Source organism: Humiphilus diazotrophicus, from assembly GCF_059726315.1.
Window position 1 is genome coordinate 7085024 of sequence record NZ_AP040870.1, and the last position, 18962, is coordinate 7103985.

Sequence of the window (18962 nt, forward strand, 5' to 3'; positions counted from 1 at the left end):
ACTGATTTGTTTCTGCTAGAATGGCCGCACTGATGTGGGTTCCTGGTCGCCGGAGTTACACGCAAACGGGTAACTTGCTACTTCTTGGCTGGGGATTTTTCCGGTACGGCAAAGGACTTTCCATCCTGGGAAAGAGCTGCATCCGGTCCGAGCTGATGGGCTTTCCTTGCGGCCTCCACGGTATCGTTCAATTCTTTTTGCAGGGCTGGATATTGATCCTGCAGCTTCTGTAGCTGCGACTGTGCCAGCTGAAATTGAAGTTGCAGATTCTGTATCTTCAAGTTGGCCGATTCAATCTTCGCGGCTTCTGCATCCGATAGAGCCACAGTATTAGGCTGTTGTGCGAAAGCCATGCTGGCTCCCAGAAACGCGATTGCGACGAGTAGTTGCTTCATAGCAGTTTCCTTTCGTTCCATTCGAATGAAATGCCTTTTCTCCGGTGAGGAATCATCAGATCCCACGATTCACGGTCATCCAGGGTTCGACGGTTTTCGAAACCTGGATAGACTGAAGTGGAGTTTTCTTGCAGGTTCCCAAGCTGTTGCGGAGAGCATAGATCGAATCGGAAAGGTCTGGTTGTGCCGTCCTCGTCGCCGTCTTTGCTGCTCCGTTACTCCCCCTTCTTACGCGCCTTCTCCGGCGCTGTCTGCTTGATCCGATAGACAATCTCCAGTCCCAGCTTGGCCAGCAGTGTTTTGCTCGGCTGCTGTTTGCCGTTCAGGATTGCGTAGATTGTCTGGTGCGGAACTCCCAGCCTTTCGGCAAAAGATTTGGGCGTGTCTCCGCTCATCTGGATCTTGAGCCTTACCCAGAGACTCACTTGACCCGGTTCGACGATTCCACTCACATCATTGCTCATGCCTGCGAACGTAAGCGAAATTCTTTCCCGAGTCAACATTTCTTCTTGAGTATGCAATAAAAACGTTGACACGTGCAGTAAAAATACTGCATAGTGCGAATAGAAGTAATCAGACCGGCAGGGAAATGCATCGATCGAGAGCGTGCGCGTTTCAGCCTGAAACAACTGCGGGTTTAGGGCCTTGTTACTTCAAAGATGGAAGGTGGGGGAACGATGAGCAGCCGATATCAGGTCGTTGAAAAAAGTTCGAAACAGGATGGGCAGGGAAATCTGCAATGCGAGTTGTGGTTGAGAGACGGCACCGGAGGCTACAGCCTTTTGCGACTGGAGCGGGAATCCTTCGAAGCGTTTCGTCTCGGTGATCAGGTTGAGCTTGCTCTACAGGTTGTTTGCTCCTCTCAGAGCAGCGTGATGGAAGCTGAGATACAACGCGGAGGCGAGCATGCTTGATTTGGAAAAGTGGACACGGGACAGGCACAGGACCGGGACCTTAGCTGATGTGGCACGACGGATGTATCAAGCCAATCTCACTTTACTGGATGCTTCTACCCGTCTGCGGAACTGCTTTGCACTGGAAGCCTTGATGGCAAATGAAGGTATTCAGACGAAAGCGTCAGAGAGTCTCGGATGCCATCGGAATCAACTGCGCCAGATGGTGAAGAGTCTCGGTGTGAGTACGCAGCAAATCCGCTTGATAGCGAAGGCGCTGAAGATTTTGAGGGAGAAGGCATGAAGAGCTCGATTCAGATTGTTCCTCTTCGGAAGGCGCAGCTCTGTCTGAATCCGGAATGTGAGGCAATTTCGAATATTGAATATGTCGATGCCTGTCCGGCATGTGGATGCCGCGGGCTGGTGGGAATTGAGCGTTTCGTCAATGCTTATCCCATTCCGAATTGGCCATGGTTGAAGGCGGAGAAGGAGGCCGTAAGCCAATGAGCTTCAACGAAGAAATGGATGCATTTAGCTATGAAGAGGACACGCACACCTATCGCAATGGGCAGGGCATTGTGCGTCCTTCGGTTACTCAAATTCTGAAGGATGCCGGCGTGTTTGATTACAGCCATATTGATCCGCAGATCCTTGAGCGCAAACGCAGAATCGGCAGCAATATTCATCGTTGGACTGCCAAATACGATCGTGAAGGTTTACTGGACCAATCCAAACTGGCAGAGGATGAGATTCGATATTTTCAGGGGTGGCTGCGATTTCGCAAGGAATCCAAATTCCTACTTGACGATATCGCACAGCCAACGCTGAGTAACATCATGGGAATCGAACTGGGCGGACGCCCTGACCGGACCGGTTATCTCGGATCAATGCAGTATGTCCTCGATATCAAGACGTGCACGGCGCGTCACCCCGGCTGGGCGTTGCAACTCGCTCTCTACGAGATGCTGCTTACACGGATTCCTCGCTGCGGGAGGATGGGGCGAATGGCCGTGCAACTCTTTCCCGATGGTAAGTACGAAATCTTCTGCATGGAAACACCAAGCGACGCGGGAGCCGCTATTTCGGCTCTGATGCTGTCAGCCTGGAAACAGAACAACGGTATTAAGAGCGTTGGCGCAAGCGAGGGAAGATATGCAGCAAATTGAACTGGAAGTAGTCGAGAGTTCGCGCATAGCAGCTATGGGGTACAGCGAAGCGGATGGAGTTCTGGCGATACGCTTTCCTCCAACGAGGAAGGCTCCTGCAGGTAAGATCTATCACTATCAATCGGTAAGTCGCGAGAAGTGGAACGAGTTCAGGAGCGCCGAGTCGTTGGGAATCTATTTTGCGAAGCATATTCTGAACAATCCACAACATCCTTTTCACTGTGTCGACGATGGATCGGCAGAGATCCCTGTCCAGGAGAAAGCTGCTCTCCCTGCGGATGCAACAACATTAAGAACAAGAGCAATCGAAATCTCTCAGCAGGTAAAGGCTTTGGTGATCCACTCTGCGCCTGAGTTTGCAGAAGCAGGGAATAGGCTCAAACGGATTGTTCTCGAGAAGAAGCAGGCGCAGCAGCGCGTGAATCAAATCAAGGTTCCTGCCTATCAGGCTTATAAGGCAGCCTTGCAGCTTGAGAAAGATGTTATGAATCCCTATGCCGAAGCTGAGCAATGGATCAAGAATGGCATGGCTCATTACCTGACAGAAGAAGAGTGTGCGCGGCGTAAGCGGGAGGCGGTTCTTACTCTTGAAGCACGTCAGCTTGCGGAAGAAGAAGCGCATCAGCAGGCCATAGAACTGGCCGAATTGGATGCTTTAGCACTTGAGTCGGCAGGAGAAAAAGAGCTTGCAGCTCAAGTGCGGCAAAATCCTGCTTCTGTTGCTCCGGCGCGCGTCCTTTCTGTCGTACTGCAGAAGGATGTCCCAAAAGTAGAAGGCGTTAGTAGCCGGAAGAATTGGAGCTTTCGGATTGTAGACGAGTCGTTGTTGCCGAGAGAGTATCTGATGCCGAATGAGTCGGCGATTCGTCAGGTGGTTCGGGCGCTCAAGGATAAAGCTAACATCCCGGGAGTTGAGGTCTACAGCGAGGATTCGGTTGCTGTGAGGGCATAACGGGAATTGGGAGGTGCTATATTTGCCATAATCAGATTTCCATTCTTCCGGCCCGTTTCGGCTGGAAGAATGGAGAGAAGTCGCGCACTCCTCCAATTGCCAACAATGTAGTACTCCATATGTGCATTGAGATAAATATTGACGATTCCGTTAAGGCATGTTTACTCTAGGTATTGAGGAAACAGGTCTCATGCAAACCAGCGACAGTTCTTCCCGCGATCTCTTCCCCGGCGCGCTTGAGCTGATGATCCTTGAGTCACTACGTCGCCAACCGGCTCATGGTTACGCCTTGGTTCAGCATATCCAGCAGCGTTCGAATCAATTGCTCCAGATCGAAGAAGGATCGCTTTATCCCGCGCTTCAACGTCTGCTCAAGGAAAAACTGGTGAAGGCAGAATGGACGATCTCTCCAACGACCAATCGCCGGGTGCGGGTATATGAGATCACACGCGGAGGCCTGCGTCACCTTGAACGGGAGATCTCTCGTTTTGATCGCATGCTGCAAGGCATTGCGCTAGTACTTGGCCCAACGAGAATTGCAACGGAGTAGGAGGTCTTCCCCATGAACTGGTTCCGGCAAGTTTTTCGCAGGCGTAGTATCTACGACGATTTGGCCGAAGAGATGAGCGAGCACCTTGAAGAGCGGATCGAGCAGATCATGCGTGTCGAAGGTATTTCTCGTAGCGATGCTACGCTGGCCGCACGCAAGGCCTTTGGCAATCGATCCCTGATAGAGCAACGTAGCCGGGAAGTCTGGCAATGGCCTTCGGTGGAATCGGTCTGGTCCGATCTTCGTTTCGCTCTACGCCAGATACGGAGAGCTCCATTCTTCGCCTTCACGGTTGTTCTTTTGCTTGGCCTGGGCATCGGTTCCGTCACTGCGGTCTTTTCTCTTATCGATGCGGTTTTGCTCCGGCCTGTGCCCTATCCCAATCCTGCCTCTCTTGTGCTTCCTTGGAACACTCCGCCTGCCGGTGTTGGCATCGGATACGCGGAGAGTCCCTGGAACCCGATCCAATTTCATGCGATGGAGCAGGATATAAAGACCTATCGCTTTATAGGCGCTTTCCAGGGAAGTAACTTCAATCTTACTGGCTTCGGCGATCCTGTAATGCTGGAAGGTGCGCGTGTATCGTGGGGATTCTTTCCTGCCTTCGATGTGCGGCCTGCTCTGGGACGCTTCTTCACACACGAGGAAGACTCTCCTGGTCACGAACGTGAAGTAATTCTGAGCGATACGCTCTGGCGTAGCCGGTTTCATGCCGATCCATCGATTCTCAATAACATTATTCACATGGACGGAGCTCCGTTTACTGTCGTCGGCATCATGCCACCCGGCTTTGGCTTTCCTCGATCCAATGAGATGCCTGGCGGCTTCACCTTTCCGGCAGAGACACAGCTCTGGGTACCGCTGGCATTGCCCGCTGTTACGCCGATGTTCACTCCTTCCGAACTTGCCGTAATCGGACGTCTGCAACCGGGCCTGTCTATTGCTCAGGCACAGGCCGCGATGAATCTTTTTGCTCAACGCATGGATCGTCAGATGCCGGCAGCGAAGGGATGGTCCGAATCCCGTGTTGTGTCGCTGCAAACGCAGGTTGCCGGTGATTCTCGCAAGCCTCTGGTCATGATGCTGAGTGCTGTTGTTCTCGTCCTCTGCATTGTCTGCTTTAATGTGGCAGGTCTTTTATTGACGCGTGCTTTCGGTCGTCAACGTGAGTTTACAATTCGAGCCGCACTCGGAGCGGGTCGCACACGTGTTCTACGACAGCTTCTTACCGAAAGTTTGCTGCTCGCATTCGCCGGGTGTGCTGCGGCAATTGGAGTGGCTATAACCGGTGTTCAATTAGTCAAAATCTTCGGCCCCAAGAGTCTTCCTCGACTGCACGAAGCCGGAGCCGATCTGCGCGTATTTGGTTTTGCGCTGGCGGTCACAGTTATAACCGGAATCTTTTTCGGATTGGCTCCTGCAATTGGAGCGGCGCGCACCAACTTGGTGGAGTCGCTTAAAGACGGAGGGCAGAAGGCGGGAACGGCTACAAATCATCAGAGGCTTCGTAGCGCACTTGTTGTTGGACAGATTTCGCTGGCTCTTATACTGGTGATTGCTTCGGGGCTTCTCGTTCGCACGTTTTATCGATTGATGGCATCGGATTCTGGATTCCGCCCGGAGCACGTGCTGACCTTCGAACTATCGCTACCGAGCACTCAGTATCCCGATCGCGAAGCTATTGCTCGTTTCTACCAGCAGGCATTGCCACGCCTGCGCGCAATTGCCGGAGTTGAGTCGGCCGGAATTACGGAAGCGATTCCAATGGGCGGAGCTACGGAATCCGGGGTTATGCGTATTGTTGGCCGTCCGCTTCGCAGAGAGGATCGCCCTCCCATCGTCAACTACACCGTTATCTCCCCCGGCTTATTCTCTGCACTGGGTACGCCTATTCTTAGAGGCCGCGATTTACTCGATTCGGACATACTTTCCGCACAACCTGTGACGGTTATCAATCGAGCTCTGGCGCGTCAGTACTGGCCTAAGGAAGATCCCATCGGCAAGCAGGTTCTTGTGCCTTCGCAACGTGTTCCGGCCACGATTGTCGGCATCGTTTCCGATTTCAAGCATTCGTCGTTACGCGAAGTTCCCGGGCCGGAGATGTTCGAGCCTTACACCCAAAATGTTTGGCCCTCGTTGGCCTTGATGCAGGTTGTCCTTCGTACCAAAGCCGATCCTGAGACCGTGATTGAAGCAGCGCGTCAGGCCATCCATCAGATCAATCCTGAACTTCCGCTGGTGAAGGTCTCGACGCTGGCTGAGCTTACAAGCAATGCCTTGGCGGGTGAACGTTTTTCTATGGTGCTGGTGGGCTTCTTTGGACTCCTGGCTATGTTTCTGGCTGCGGTCGGAATTTACGGCGTCATTTCATATTCTGTGGCTCAGCGTAACCGCGAGATAGGTATCCGGGTTGCACTTGGGGCTCAACGTGTACATGTCTTTGGCATGATTATTCGCCAAGGACTCAAGCTCTCGGGACTCGGCATCCTTATCGGGATGGTGGTGTCACTTGGATCGGGAAGGGTCCTAACTAGCTTTCTCTACGGGGTAAGCGCTACCGATCCGCTTACTTTTATCTCTGTCTCCATCTTCCTTGCACTTATTGCCGTCGGAGCCAGTTTCTTTCCTGCTCGCCGCGCCACTACTGTCAATCCTCTAGAGGCTCTTCGTATCGACTAAGGTGCTTTTGCTATCGTCGGCACCAAATTCCTGACTCGGGATTATTCATGAATAGAAGGGATGGATAGCCTTCGGTACAGAAAACCACGGGACTCCATATTCTAGAGCAAAACCAGCGTTACTATGTCCTATCCAAATTCCGCGATGTGCAGGTTTTCTCGACGGAAAACCTGCGTAGGGAGTTGTGGCTCGGGATACACCTACGCTGGTTTTGCTCTAGCTGCTGGATTCGGCCTCTCTGTTGTGCTGGCGGCGTCGGCTACAGCGCGACGACGTGCATTTCTGCGTTCAAGGCTGGTTATGCTGGAGATTCCTTAATATTGAATGATTATTTAGGCATGAATGGAAGACAGGGAATAGGCCCAAGGGGCCGCCACAAAACGTGAGCCCAGTCCGTTAGGGCTGGGTTGATAGAAGAAAACATATCTGAGCGCCAGCGGCGCGGTACCTGATCTCGATTAGTGAGTGTCGCGCCTCCGGCGCTCGGAAATCTATTTGTATCTTTACCCAGCCCTTACGGACTGGGCTAATGTTTAATCATCGGCCTTCCAGGCCGATCCTAGAGTTTCTACATTTCTTGCGAAAGCGATCAACAAAAATAGCAAATAAAGCTGTATTTCGGCCGTCGAGCCATTAGTCAGGCTTTGTGTCTGGGCATGACTTTAGTCGTGCCGATAACAGAGTCCTTAAGTTGTTTTGGGCTTTAGCCCCTGTGCTTTTTTTCTTCGCCAAATACGTATAGCAATAGGGGTATTTCTCCGCTGAATCAACCAGTCCTGCTTTTAATGGGTTTAGATCAATATATTCTCGAACTCGCTGCTAGCTTTCCTCTTCTTTAATTCTTTCCTCAGAAAAGCCAAGTTGCCATATTTCTCCGCTATATCTCATGGCTGAAACCTTGATAACAGGCTCTAGAACATCTTTGAGCTATCCAGCAGTATGGTCACCGGGCCTTGGTTTACGAGTGACACTGACATCATTGCTTGGAACTGGCCGGTTTCGCAGTGTACCTGCTGCTGAATCCGGGCGACAAGATACTCGTAAAGTTCCCGGGCTTGCTCGGGGCGGGCGGCGTGGTCGAAGGATGGTCGCTTACCGCGACGAGCATCGCCATAGAGTGTGAATTGTGAAACAGCGAGCACCGCGCCACCGATATCCGCTACGCTCCGGTTCATCTTGCCGTCGCTGTCCTCGAAGATGCGCAACCCTACGATCTTGTCTGCGAGGTAGTCGGCATCCTTCTCGGAGTCGGTTGCGGAAACGCCAATCAGCACCAGCAGCCCTTGGCCGATCTCGCCAACGACTTTCTCTTCTACCGTTACGGAAGCTCTCGATACTCGTTGTAGTACGGCACGCATCCCTTTCAGAGTAACATTCCGGACCTGATTAACCAGCGATCCGTAGACCTCAAGGCGAGATGGATCAGCCCTCGGCAGCTGGACCTCTGCGGACTGGTCCGCTCATGGACATCGAAGATCCGAAGCTTGTAGTCTCAACCATCGGGAGGCTCTGTTTGCTTTACCGTGTGGGCCAGACCCATTTAGGTGTATTGAACAGCGTTGCACCCTGAAGCGTAGTTTCTCCGAAATCTTTTTGAAGGTGAAGGTGGGTGCAAATAGATGCAGCGACCAATATCTCGATTAGGGGTTGAGCATGCGAGACCACTATGATTTGTGTGGACGCCGCTGCGGCTAGAATCAGTCGTGCAAGCGCAGGCAGCAGATCCGGGTGCAAGCTGGTCTCTGGTTCATTCAGCACCATGAGTTCCGGCGGGCGCGGGGTAAGAAGTGCGGCACTCCAAAGCAGATAACGCAAGGTTCCATCTGATAACTCGGCTGCAGAGAGTGGGCGCAACAGACCATGTTGCTGAAGTTGCAGTTCGAAGCGCCCATCGTGGTCCTCCACATAGAGTGTGCTGCCAGGAAAAGCGTCCTGCACCGCCGTAGCGAGTGCTCCATCTGAGCGAATCTCCGTGATGGTTTGCAGCGCGGCTGCAAGATTGCTCCCATCGTGATGAAGGACAGGAGTGAAAGTGCCAATCTGAGCGCTTCGCGCAGGGGACTCGGAATCGGTACGGAACTGATCGTAAAATCGCCATCCACGGACAGCCTCCCGGACGGCAATCATCTCGGGAGCCCTTTGTGGGTCCGCGACACTGGCTAGCATGCTGTCCGTATCAGCGAGATGCTGTGTCAGCATGACAGGCTCTTCATCCCGTGTGGTCGAGAGCCATACAAAGTTATTCCTCCTATCGACCAGGGCCGATGCCTTGCGGTAAACAGGACCGTGCCAAATGCATTCGCGCTTTACACGCGGGTCTAGTGAGAACATTGTTGGCGGCGGTGGCGGTAGTGGGTAGCCCAGATCGATGCTATATCCATAATTGTCAGCGCCGAAGCCGAGTTTGAGGCTGGCAACATTTCTCTTTGCCAGGCCCTCGACCGCATATGTCCCTTGGCGCACACCTCGCGCAATGGTCTCAGGCCCTGCCCAGAAGGTGGAAGTTAAACCGCCTTCCCTTGCAAGAGAAGCCACAACCGCATTCTGGGCAACCTCAGCCAACAGGCGCAGTGACCGGTACACGCTGGATTTTCCGCTTCCGTTCGCACCGGTAATGACGCTCAATTGACCGAGTGGAAGTACCAGCTCCCGAAGTGAACGATATCCTTGGACGGCGACAGTGCGAATCACGAGATACAGAGTAACTTATGCGGCGTGAGGATTTGTACTGAAAAGGGGCGTGTTAGATCTGCGGGAGTGCCTCAGCAATATCCGATTCCTGGCGCAGAGCGAAATATCTCATTGACAGTCATACTCAGATGTCTATATAAAGACATCTGAATATGGCTAGGACCGACGCTCTACAAGGTTCACTCGATTTGCTTGTTCTCAAGATACTGTCGCGGCGCCCACGGCTTCACGGGTATGCCATCATGGCTGCCATTGCCGATACCTCCGGCGAAGTGCTGCGCGCAGAGGAGGGCTCGCTCTATCCAGCGCTGCATCGTATGGAGGAAGCGGGCTGGATTCGTGCCGAGTGGATCAAGAAGGATACCGGTCGCCGTGCTCGTATCTACGAACTGACCGCCGCAGGCAAAAAGCAACTCGGCGTGGAAGAGTCGCGCTGGCAGTCAGTTAGCGTGGCAATCAATCGAGTTCTCCGGGAGGCATGACATGTCCCTATGGTCGCGCATCTTGAATGCCGTGCAAGGCGAACGCTTGAACCGCGAGATCGATGAAGAGTTGCAGGCACACATTGAAGAAGCCATCGCCTCAGGACGCGATCCCAAGGAAGTGCGCCGTGCCTTCGGCTCCATGCTGCATACCCGCGAGGCGAGTCACAGCATTCGTGTTGCCGGATGGCTTGAGTCGCTGCTCTCCGATGTGAATTTCGGCTGGCGACAGCTCTGCCGCAACAAGGTGGCGTCCATTGCTGCTGTGCTTTCCCTCGCTCTCGGCATCGGCTCCTGTGTCGCCGCCTTCCGTCTTATTGATGCGCTGTTCTGGCGTCCGCTGCCCATCTCCGATTCCAGCAAGCTCTATGTCCTCTCCCGCAAGATGATCGGCTTATACGGCAAGCCTATCGAGGACGGCCACTGGGCCACCCCGGAGTTCAACCTCATGCAAGATGCCGTTAAGGATCAGGCCGACCTTATCGCCATCAGCGACGCCGACCGCACGGACATCACCTGGGCTACTCACGGCTCCAGCGACGATGACATTGAGAAAGCCCACGTCGCTTATGTGTCAGGCAATATGTTCCCGCTCTTCGGCCTTGAGCCCGCGCTCGGACGACTGCTCACCCCCGCCGATGACCGTAGCTCTAACGCCAGTCCGTATGCCGTCCTCTCCTGGGATTATTGGAATCATCGCTTCGGCCGTGATCCCCAGGTACTCGGACACTTGCTCCGCATTGGCAACGAGACCTATGAAATCATCGGCGTCGGTCCTCACGATTTCACCGGAACCGAAAAGGGAACTGTTACTGATATCTTTCTGCCTCTTAACAGCAACAGCTTAGCAACCCAGGAAAGATTCGACTGGCATCGAACCTTCCTGATGTTGAAGCCCGGCGTCAATCCTGCTACCGCCCTCGATCCTCTCCAACAGCATCTCTCTGCCGTCAACCGAGCCTTCGGGAACGCCTGTTCCACATGCTTCCGCGGCGCGACCAAGGAATCCATCGACCGCTATCTCAATCAGACACTTGTCTTCAAGCCCGGCGGCGCCGGTATCTCCGACCTTCAGAAAGAGTATCGTCGTTTCCTCAGCGCTCTCGGCCTCATGGTCGCGCTCGTCATGCTCATAGCCTGCGTCAACGTTGCTAACATGATGACCGCCCAGGCCGCCGCACGCGCTCAGGAGATGGCTCTCCGCATCTCAATCGGTGCCGGACGCCGACGCCTCGTCCAGCTCATTCTTTGCCAAAGCGCGCTGCTTGCTCTTCTGGCTTCCGCCCTTGGCGCATTCTTTGCGGCGTGGTCAGCGCCCTTTGTGCTCAGCCTCGTGAATCCGTCCGACAACCCCGCGCGCCTCGCTCTTCCTGCCGACTGGCGGGTGCTCCTCTTCGGCTTCGGGCTCATTCTCCTGGTTGTTCTGTTGCTTGGCTTGCTTCCTGCTTTGCGTGCCTCTGCCGTCCGCCCGGTTGCTGCCCTCAAAGGTGGGGAAGATCCGCACTCTCCACGCCGTCTCATGCGCGGAGCCATAGCTCTTCAGGTCGCCTTCTGTTTCCTCGTCCTCTTTCTGTCCTCGCTCTTCGTCACATCCTTTCAGCGTCTGCAGAACCGCCCGCTTGGATTCTCAACCGACCGTCTGCTTCTACTTGAAAGCGTAGCGGGCAAAGGACAGCTGCCTGTTGTCTGGAATCAAACTGCCGAGGCGCTCCGTGCTCTCCCCGGCGTCAACTCGGTCGCCATTTCGGGCTGGCCTCTTCTTGGACGCATCAAGATCAACAGTGACATCTCCATCAACAACGCGCCTCCCAGCCCTACTCCTGCCTTCTTCCTGAACGTTTCTCCAGGTTGGTTCTCGACGATGAAGATCCCTCTGATTTCCGGTCGCGACTTGCGCCCTGCAGATACCTCGCCGGGAGCTGCCATCGTCAACGAAACTTTCGCCAAGACCTTCTTTCCCGGCCAGGACCCCATCGGCCGCACCTTTGAACGCGGAGTCAATCAAGCTCCAAACAAGATTGTCGGCGTTACTCCCGACGTTCCGGACCATGACCTGCGCGAGCCCAATCGCGCCGTCTTCTACGTTCCCTTCGACGAGATCGACGAGCAATCCGCTCCAAAGGCTGTTAGCTTCGCCACCTTCATTATTCATACCGACGACGAGAACCCGCTCGCCCTCGCCAACTCGCTCCGGCAGTTCATTGTGCAACGTCACAACGGCCTTCGCGTTTCGAACATCACCACGCAGTCCGATCTGGTCCGGGACCAGACCATTCGCGAACGCCTGATCGCTATGCTCGCCGCCTTCTTTGCCGTTGTTGCGCTGTTCCTCGCCGGAGTCGGCCTCTACGCTGTCCTCAACTACTCTGTTCTACAGCGGCGCCGCGAGATAGGTCTCCGCATGGCGATTGGCTCGACTCGTGTCGGCATCGTGCGCATTGTGACTCTCGATGTCCTGCTGATGATCGCGCTCGGAGGCTGTGCGGGTGTTGGACTAGGATTCGGCGCAGCGCGTTATGTTCAGTCGCTGTTCTACCAGGTCAAAGCAACCGACGCAGATATGATCGCTCTGCCGACGTTTGCCATTCTGCTCGCCGCGCTTGTTACCACTCTCCCTGCCGTACTTCGCGCACTGCGCACAGATCCGACCGAGATTTTGCGCGCGGAATGAGCGGGTTGTCTCCTGCTTATTATGGAATTGCAGGGAGTGACTGATTATGGTCGTGCACCGGGAGTGCGGTCGCGATCAGCTCATTCTCTCAAGTCGAATTGGCCCGAGAAACGAGCTGCACTAACTCCAGCTCTCTTTGTGCCTACACATCTTTCGCTTCACTAAAGCGGAATTAGGGTAGATGTATCCGCAAGCCACAGAGGATCGCGCAGCTTTTCCGTCGAGAAAAGTTGCTCTTAGCTCTTGCAGGATCGGACACAGTAACCCTGATTCCGATCTCGAACGGCTTATTCCAGAGAAGAGGTTCCTTTAGTCATCTTGTCTAAAGAAAAAATAGATGTAGATTAAGAGCAAATTACCGTTACGATGATGGAGTTCGTTTCATGAAGTTATTTGCCATCTTTCTGTTGTGTCTAACAATCACCTGTCAGGCGTTCGCAAAAGACCACAGCAGTGAATATCAAGAAGGAACGGTTTCTATGTCCGCCCGGTCGGGGCACGAGATCTATACCTTCACATACAGCGATGGCAAGGTCGGGGATGTTGCCACCCGGGAAAAGTTCAGTGCTGATGCGTTGAAAATGATGAATCTGGTGGATGGCGCTCCTCCAGTCAAGGTAATGTACCGAGTCGGGCACAAGCTTGGTGTTGGCGAGTATGTGGCTATATTGGCACCCGGCGGATCCAAGAAAGAGGGTATTTACTTCCTGATGGGTCACAAAGAAGTTACCCCGGAAGTGGTGAAGCGGGCGGCAGATGGGGCTCTCGACCTTCGTTCTATGATGAGAGATCCGGACTCGTTTGTTCTTAACTCGGTGTATCTGCGGGAATCGACCAACAAATATAGCCAGAAACACAATGATGACCCTGCTGAGTTTTGCTATTTCTATAAGGCGCGTAATGGCTGGGGCGTTTACGGTAACCCCGGTGAAGCTCTGCTAAACGCAAAGGGACAGATTGAAATTCTGGTGCATAGTGGATTGGACAATGATACCGGTGTCTATGAAAGTATGATGACCTGTACTCCCGGACGCAGGATTGCAGACATAACGACGGAAGTAAAAGCATTACTCAATCCACCCACCCCGCCGCCACCAACATTGACCCCTGAGCAGGAAGCAGAACAAGCGCAACAGCGAGCAGATTGTCTCAAACTGGCACTGAAGAACCCTAGCATAACGTGCAAGTAGGGGATTGCGCGATCGTAACAGGAAAAAGAGGTAAATGGATGTTTGCTCCTATAATATATCTGTTTGGAATACATACTTGCGAGCTGATTGTGTCTTGGTGACCGATCAGCCCCCAAAAAATCAAGACTGATATCGGGAACAGGCTACACACTCTCGATATATTCTGGTGTCGAGATTTGTGAAGCAAAGAATGCCGTAGCCTTGCTACTTCGTGGCCCGAAGTAGTTGAGCAGGTGTGGATGAAATAGGAATGAAATGACAGGAGTCTCTAAAAGATTAATATCTCAGGACGGTTTTGATCGCTGGAAACTCGGCTGGGAGCGAACCTGGGCATATCGTCTGTTTAAGGGATACCACACCCAGATGAATTCCCTTTACTGGGCGCATGCTCTGGCATTAAGGTTTGTTTTTGCGGCGACACGTAGAAGAAAATGTGAGGATCCCGCGACCTCACTGTAGTCGCCCATCCCTTCTGTGTTCGAGGAGTCCCCGACAGGCGATCTGACTCTCGCCCAACAGTTCATTCAGTCTGATGGTCTTCAACTGAAGGCAGACCATTCGTCATCGCTAGATGCAGATTTGAAGGCGGAATTGATCAAGGGCGACAAAGAGATAATAGATTTAGATAAAGAACTGCGACTAATTGAGATGCAACAAGTCAGGATCGTGAAGCATAACGCTGCACACCCGAAGGAATTAATTGCAGATTTGACGACATTAATGACCTTGATGCTTGAACACAGAAAGAACTTTGTTGGAATCACTAATGATTTTAGGGAGAAGGCTTCCCGATTTTAGTACAGCGGGAGAATAGGAATCTGCCAGAACATATTCCACGCGTCTACTATGGCAAAACATCGATAAACGAACGCAATTCTCTCAGAGTGTCTGCTTGTTTTGCGATGAAAAGATAGTGATATGCGTGTGGCCAGAGAAGAACACGGGCCGACGGCACAGCTTTTTGAATTGCCGCTGCTCGTGTCTGGCAATCTTCAGAATTGTACGAGTCGAATTTCTCGCGAAGAGCAGGTTCTTTATCAATAGTGGGACCATAATCGACAGGGCAAGCGAAAATTGCGAGTACCGGCACGTGGATGTTCGTGAATTTTTCCCATTTGGAATCTGTCGCGCTGATGGAGGGATGCGGATGGGGTTTACCAACACTGCCATCCAGATTAGCCTCAAAGCTCTGCCGTAACTCTGCTTCAGGCGGATTTCCTCCTACCATATTCTGTGCGTACCAAGCTCCAAGCGCTGCAAAACTGGCCATATCGGCGGCAGATGGCCCCCCTTGATTCGGTGGCACCTGCGCTATCAGGTCCATGTGTTCCTTTTGTTTCCGCAAATCTCTTTCGAGTAAAGGAAGATCTGTTTTCAGCAATTCATCGATAAGCTTCCTATCGCCTTGTGAGGCGCTGAATTGTTCGAGCTTATGCTGTAGTTCCGGCAGATCAAAGGTCAGCTCTCCCACCGAAGGAGCGTAGAATGCGTAACTATACGCAGCATCAAAATAAACGGCTCCGGCAATCCTCGCAGGAAATTTCGTAGCGATCCAACTTACTTCTTGTCCCGCAAAGGAGTGGCCTATGAGCACTGGGTTGATAATCCTTAGCGCATCGATAACCGCAAGAATATCCTGCCCCTGGCGAGCTACCGAATAGCCGGTGGTAGGGGAGCTCGAAGCGCCAAAGCCCCTTCGAGTGATCCCATAAACGTGGTAATCACGGGCTAACTTAGGCGCGAAGTCGTCATAAATGTGTGCAGTGTTTCCTGAGCCAGCAAGTAAGATAACTGGCCGACCGCTTCCGCCCCAATCGAGTACTTGCAGCTGAACATCTTGATCTACCGTCACCATCTCCATGCGATGCGGTGATGGATCGAAAAATCCCTGAGATCCTTTATTGGGGAAAGACATCGACGTTTGTGCAAAAGCACAAATGGTGTGGCAATAGGCAAGGCAAACAATCCCTACCCCTATCATTAGGCGCACGCTATATCTCCTTTAGCAGCCTCGCCGGACAGTTTTCTCGAAGAGAAACTTCTCGGGTTGTTATTTTTTCAACGAGTGCATTTGCCACCCTACTCGTATTAGAACAAAATAGGACCGTCTCCATGCCACCAAAGATCATTTTCTGAGATTCCGTAAATGTGTTTACCCATCTGAAGTGCGATTACTAGGAAATCCACCCTCCACATCTCTTTACCACCTTCCAGCTTTGGCCGTCCTTCCTAATGAGTAGAGTATCTCCGTTGCCGCAAAGACGCCCACATACGAAGCTGTAGCTTACCGCCGCCTGCCGGTGGTCCTTGTCGAAAACGATCTCAGACAGGGTGAAGAGGCCATGATCAAATGCGCTTCTGATCGATTGATCCAGTTGCTCATTTGTAATCTTCTGCCGGCCATCGATGGCTTTCTTGAGGAGGTTTTGTGGATCATTCTCCTCAATTGTCCGGTGTTGGAGTTCAGGATCAACCAAGAGGATCTTTGTATTGGCTGCGAGTGATGGACTCATTCTGTGAATAACCGGTTGTGATTGCTTCTCAACTCTCGCGACCAGCCCTCTTGAGCACGAAGTGTCAGTCCGCCCAAGCGGCTCCGTAATGTTCGATAAATTTAAAACGCTGGTTGATCCTTTTAGATAAGTCGCCAACACAACACGGTAGATCGAGATCTGTTCGTTCGTAAGTGGATCATCACTGACTCTTGGTTTTGGTGCATTCTCCTGCGCAGCAGCTCCGCATGAAATCACGAGCAAAAGAGCAATTATGAATCTCTGGAACATGTCATTCCCTTCAGAGGACGTTAATTACTGAGACACCGTGTCCTGAGCGTATGTTCCCGGATCCGTATGCGGGTTTACTGTTGGGCCTCTCGGTTTCTATGTGTCCAATCGTACCGGAGCATGCAGCATCAACTTAAACTTAATCTCCATTAGCAACAGGTCCCACGCCGGGACCTAAGCCTTCGAGTCCGAGCGCTGGAGGCGCGATACTCACCACTCTAGCTCTGTAATCGGCGTCGAGAGGTTCGAGTCCAGGTACCGCGCCGCTGGCGCTCGGATATGTGGTTGCCGTTACCCCAGCCCTGACGGACTGGGCTGACATTTGGTACCGGCCCCTTGGGCCTATTCCGCAGGCTGACATATCAGAGCTGATCCCATCTTTGACGAGCAACTTAACGATTGGGCGTAAATCGTCGGGGGCATCACGGTTTCTACGTGCTCATCCTTGGAGCAATCGTACCGGAGCGTACCGCATCGACTTAATCGTCATTAGCAACGGGTCCCACGGCGGGGCTTAAGTCTGTCAGTCCGAGCGCTGTTGCAAGTTGCGCTGCAAGTTCGCGGCGTGAGGGGTCTTTATGGATCTGGCAGTATCGGGCCCAGGCGAGGAAACGCTCTTCGGCCTTTAGCGGAGGGTTCGCTACGGCCTCTTTCATTCTGGTGTCGAACAGTAGCGGAAAATTGGGGACACTGCCGTCAACATCTGTAAAGCCATATTCGCGGGCCAGATCGGAGGCGAAGTGGATCATTCCTGCCTTTGCCCGAGCTTTTGGATCTGCTGCGAGCGCAACAACTGCGCGTCCTACGAGGAGCGGAGTCTCCGATTCTGCGAAGTAGGGATCTTTCGCGATCGCATCCCGCCAGTTATCCTCGGTGACTCCAAAATGCTCAAGTACTGCTTCCGAGCGCAGGAATCCGGGAGAGAGCGATAACGCAGTGATTCCGGTGCGGACTAACTCCATGGCCATTGCATAGGCGAAACGCGCGAGGGACGCCTTTACGAGGTCGTAAAGAACTTGTCCTCGATATCCCGCGAAGTGTCCGTCAATCACTTCGACAATCAGACCCCGGTTGGCCTCGATCATCAGCGGAACCGCATGCCGCGATGTAATCAAGTGGCTGATCAGTGTCTGGTCGAGATATGCCCGCACATTCGTAAGATCGAGCTCCCAAAAGCGTTGCGACCAGTCAACCATCGAGTCGGCGCCCCAGATGCTGTTAACCAGCACGTCAAGCCGCCCGGCCTCGTTGCGAATTCGAGTGGCGAGCTTCCCGACTTCGTCTTCATGCGTGTGATCTACCTGGACTGCAACTGCCCGTCCTCCGGCTTCCGTGATCAGTGCGGCGGTCTCATCGATGGTTTCCGGACGCGCCATCCCTTTTGCATTCCCAGCCGCACTGCGGCCCGTGCAGTAGACCAGCGCTCCAGCTGCGGCCAAAGCTCGTGCGATACCGCGTCCGGCGCCTCGCGTTGCGCCTGCCACCAATGCAACCTGACCCTGAAGAGGCAAATCATTTGTCATGTGTGTCTCCCTCGAATTTCGTGTGCACAAAGCTTGTCAACGCCTGTTTACGGACTCCTTCGCGGCGTGCTCCAAACTGCCGCAAAAGAGATTCATTGGGAGTATCTCCTCTATAGGAAGCCAAGTAAAGCAATGCCCACGGAATACTATTCCCGATGCGTGCGCTGTGTGGTCCGCAGCCAGGTGCAGACGGCGGCGACTGGTGCCAGCACATAGATACAAACGATGGAAATTCCGTGCGAGATACTGCCATAGTGATTAAGTCCGGCACTACCGTAGAAGACAAAAATCATGAAACAGGCAAGGGAAATCAGGAGAGCCTGGTTGACTCTGTTATGCGGGGAGAAATAACGGATGGCCTGGGGAACTACCTTTATTACAAAGTGAGCTGCGGCGAAGCAGAAAGGGATGCCCAGAACGATAATGAGCCACCAAGGTGAGATCTTGAGCCCATGTTCTACTGTCGCCATGTCGGCGTGAGTAGCGAACGTTCTCGTTGGGACATAAGATAGGAGGTTTCCGACGTTCATAATGCAGAGCAGGAAGAAGAACAGCGCGAGTATGGTTCGCCGTGCTGTCTTGGCTCTCTCGTAACCGTAGAGTGAGATAAGGTAGGAGACGCCATTTCCAAACAGAACACCGGCGACTGCTATCAGTGAAGCGACAGCTCCCCGGCCAGCGGCAAAGATCGGATCGTAGTCCACATTCTCGTCAATGTCGGCCTGAGTGAGGATGTTGCTCCAGTCCAGAGGGCCGTAGTTCAGCGCGAAGGGGTTGGTTTTATAGCCGAAAGCCCATGCGGTGAAGGAATGCGCGTACTCGTGGACAAAGTAGCCCAGCGCGTGTGCCAGCCATAGCAGGAAAAGAAATAAGCCATAGGAAGCAAGATTTCGGAACAACAATCGAGGTCCGGAAGTCGGCATGCCTCATTATGCCGTATAGATCTGGCGACGTTGGATAGATTTTCGCGGTTTACCATTCCTAGAA

At 53.1% G+C, this 18962-nt stretch carries 20 protein-coding genes; 11 read left to right on the plus strand and 9 right to left on the minus strand.

From position 1 onward, the window contains the following. Window positions 1–77: 77 nt before the first annotated feature. On the minus strand, window positions 78–395 hold the full coding sequence (locus AC6I7T_RS28310; RefSeq protein WP_497791179.1) for a hypothetical protein: 318 nt from the start codon (window positions 393–395) through the stop codon (window positions 78–80). A 215-nt stretch (window positions 396–610) separates the two neighbouring features. Beyond that, entirely contained in the window at window positions 611–898 is a 288-nt protein-coding gene (locus AC6I7T_RS28315; protein ID WP_497791180.1) for a helix-turn-helix domain-containing protein, read from the minus strand. Between the two features lie 174 nt (window positions 899–1072). Between AC6I7T_RS28315 and AC6I7T_RS28320 the strand changes: the two genes are divergently transcribed. The 7 genes from AC6I7T_RS28320 (at window position 1073) to AC6I7T_RS28350 (ending at window position 6635) form a co-directional block, all read left to right on the plus strand. After that, window positions 1073–1309, plus strand: a complete 237-nt coding sequence (locus AC6I7T_RS28320) for a hypothetical protein (RefSeq protein ID WP_497791182.1) — start codon at window positions 1073–1075, stop codon at window positions 1307–1309. Continuing rightward, complete coding sequence (locus AC6I7T_RS28325) at window positions 1302–1592, plus strand: hypothetical protein (RefSeq protein ID WP_497791183.1); 291 nt, start codon at window positions 1302–1304, stop codon at window positions 1590–1592. Before AC6I7T_RS28320 ends, AC6I7T_RS28325 begins: the two co-directional genes overlap by 8 nt. Continuing rightward, window positions 1589–1795, plus strand: coding sequence for a hypothetical protein (locus AC6I7T_RS28330; protein WP_497791184.1), 207 nt, complete (start codon window positions 1589–1591; stop codon window positions 1793–1795). Before AC6I7T_RS28325 ends, AC6I7T_RS28330 begins: the two co-directional genes overlap by 4 nt. Next, on the plus strand, window positions 1792–2454 hold the full coding sequence (locus AC6I7T_RS28335) for a hypothetical protein (RefSeq protein ID WP_497791185.1): 663 nt from the start codon (window positions 1792–1794) through the stop codon (window positions 2452–2454). The genes AC6I7T_RS28330 and AC6I7T_RS28335 overlap by 4 nt, the downstream gene beginning before the upstream one ends. Beyond that, window positions 2441–3406, plus strand: a complete 966-nt coding sequence (locus AC6I7T_RS28340) for a KTSC domain-containing protein (protein WP_497791186.1) — start codon at window positions 2441–2443, stop codon at window positions 3404–3406. Before AC6I7T_RS28335 ends, AC6I7T_RS28340 begins: the two co-directional genes overlap by 14 nt. Window positions 3407–3596: 190 nt before the next feature. Continuing rightward, window positions 3597–3956 (plus strand): PadR family transcriptional regulator, encoded by a 360-nt coding sequence (locus AC6I7T_RS28345; protein WP_497791187.1) that lies wholly within the window; start codon window positions 3597–3599, stop codon window positions 3954–3956. A 12-nt stretch (window positions 3957–3968) separates the two neighbouring features. Then, a complete protein-coding gene (locus tag AC6I7T_RS28350; RefSeq protein ID WP_497791188.1) occupies window positions 3969–6635 on the plus strand; it encodes an ABC transporter permease in 2667 nt (888 codons plus the stop codon). Between the two features lie 911 nt (window positions 6636–7546). Here AC6I7T_RS28350 and dtd read toward each other — a convergent pair. Both dtd and AC6I7T_RS28360 read right to left on the minus strand, forming a co-directional pair. Continuing rightward, on the minus strand, window positions 7547–7993 hold the full coding sequence (dtd, locus tag AC6I7T_RS28355; protein WP_497791189.1) for a D-aminoacyl-tRNA deacylase: 447 nt from the start codon (window positions 7991–7993) through the stop codon (window positions 7547–7549). 160 nt (window positions 7994–8153) lie between these two features. Then, window positions 8154–9326: an AAA family ATPase gene (locus tag AC6I7T_RS28360; protein ID WP_497791190.1), complete on the minus strand. Its 1173-nt coding sequence runs from the start codon at window positions 9324–9326 to the stop codon at window positions 8154–8156. A gap of 152 nt (window positions 9327–9478) precedes the next feature. Here AC6I7T_RS28360 and AC6I7T_RS28365 point away from each other — a divergent pair, with 152 nt between their 5' ends. The 4 genes from AC6I7T_RS28365 (at window position 9479) to AC6I7T_RS28380 (ending at window position 14467) form a co-directional block, all read left to right on the plus strand. Beyond that, entirely contained in the window at window positions 9479–9808 is a 330-nt protein-coding gene (locus AC6I7T_RS28365) for a PadR family transcriptional regulator (RefSeq protein ID WP_497791191.1), read from the plus strand. Between the two features lies 1 nt (window position 9809). Beyond that, window positions 9810–12479 (plus strand): ADOP family duplicated permease, encoded by a 2670-nt coding sequence (locus AC6I7T_RS28370; protein WP_497791192.1) that lies wholly within the window; start codon window positions 9810–9812, stop codon window positions 12477–12479. A 479-nt stretch (window positions 12480–12958) separates the two neighbouring features. Next, the gene (locus AC6I7T_RS28375) at window positions 12959–13669 is read left to right on the plus strand and encodes a hypothetical protein (RefSeq protein WP_497791193.1); all 711 of its coding nucleotides are present in this window, start codon (window positions 12959–12961) and stop codon (window positions 13667–13669) included. 474 nt (window positions 13670–14143) lie between these two features. Then, window positions 14144–14467, plus strand: coding sequence for a hypothetical protein (locus tag AC6I7T_RS28380; RefSeq protein ID WP_497791194.1), 324 nt, complete (start codon window positions 14144–14146; stop codon window positions 14465–14467). A gap of 46 nt (window positions 14468–14513) precedes the next feature. Here the strand turns inward: AC6I7T_RS28380 and AC6I7T_RS28385 are convergent, their stop codons facing one another. From AC6I7T_RS28385 to AC6I7T_RS28405, 5 genes are all read right to left on the minus strand, one after another. Further along, window positions 14514–15650, minus strand: a complete 1137-nt coding sequence (locus AC6I7T_RS28385; RefSeq protein ID WP_497794652.1) for an alpha/beta fold hydrolase — start codon at window positions 15648–15650, stop codon at window positions 14514–14516. A gap of 193 nt (window positions 15651–15843) precedes the next feature. After that, window positions 15844–16452, minus strand: coding sequence for a hypothetical protein (locus AC6I7T_RS28390; RefSeq protein WP_497791195.1), 609 nt, complete (start codon window positions 16450–16452; stop codon window positions 15844–15846). 139 nt (window positions 16453–16591) lie between these two features. Next, on the minus strand, window positions 16592–16774 hold the full coding sequence (locus AC6I7T_RS28395) for a hypothetical protein (RefSeq protein ID WP_497791196.1): 183 nt from the start codon (window positions 16772–16774) through the stop codon (window positions 16592–16594). A 157-nt stretch (window positions 16775–16931) separates the two neighbouring features. After that, the gene (locus tag AC6I7T_RS28400) at window positions 16932–17975 is read right to left on the minus strand and encodes an SDR family oxidoreductase (protein WP_497791197.1); all 1044 of its coding nucleotides are present in this window, start codon (window positions 17973–17975) and stop codon (window positions 16932–16934) included. 146 nt (window positions 17976–18121) lie between these two features. Beyond that, on the minus strand, window positions 18122–18898 hold the full coding sequence (locus AC6I7T_RS28405; protein WP_497791198.1) for a hypothetical protein: 777 nt from the start codon (window positions 18896–18898) through the stop codon (window positions 18122–18124). Between the last annotated feature and the right edge of the window lie 64 nt (window positions 18899–18962).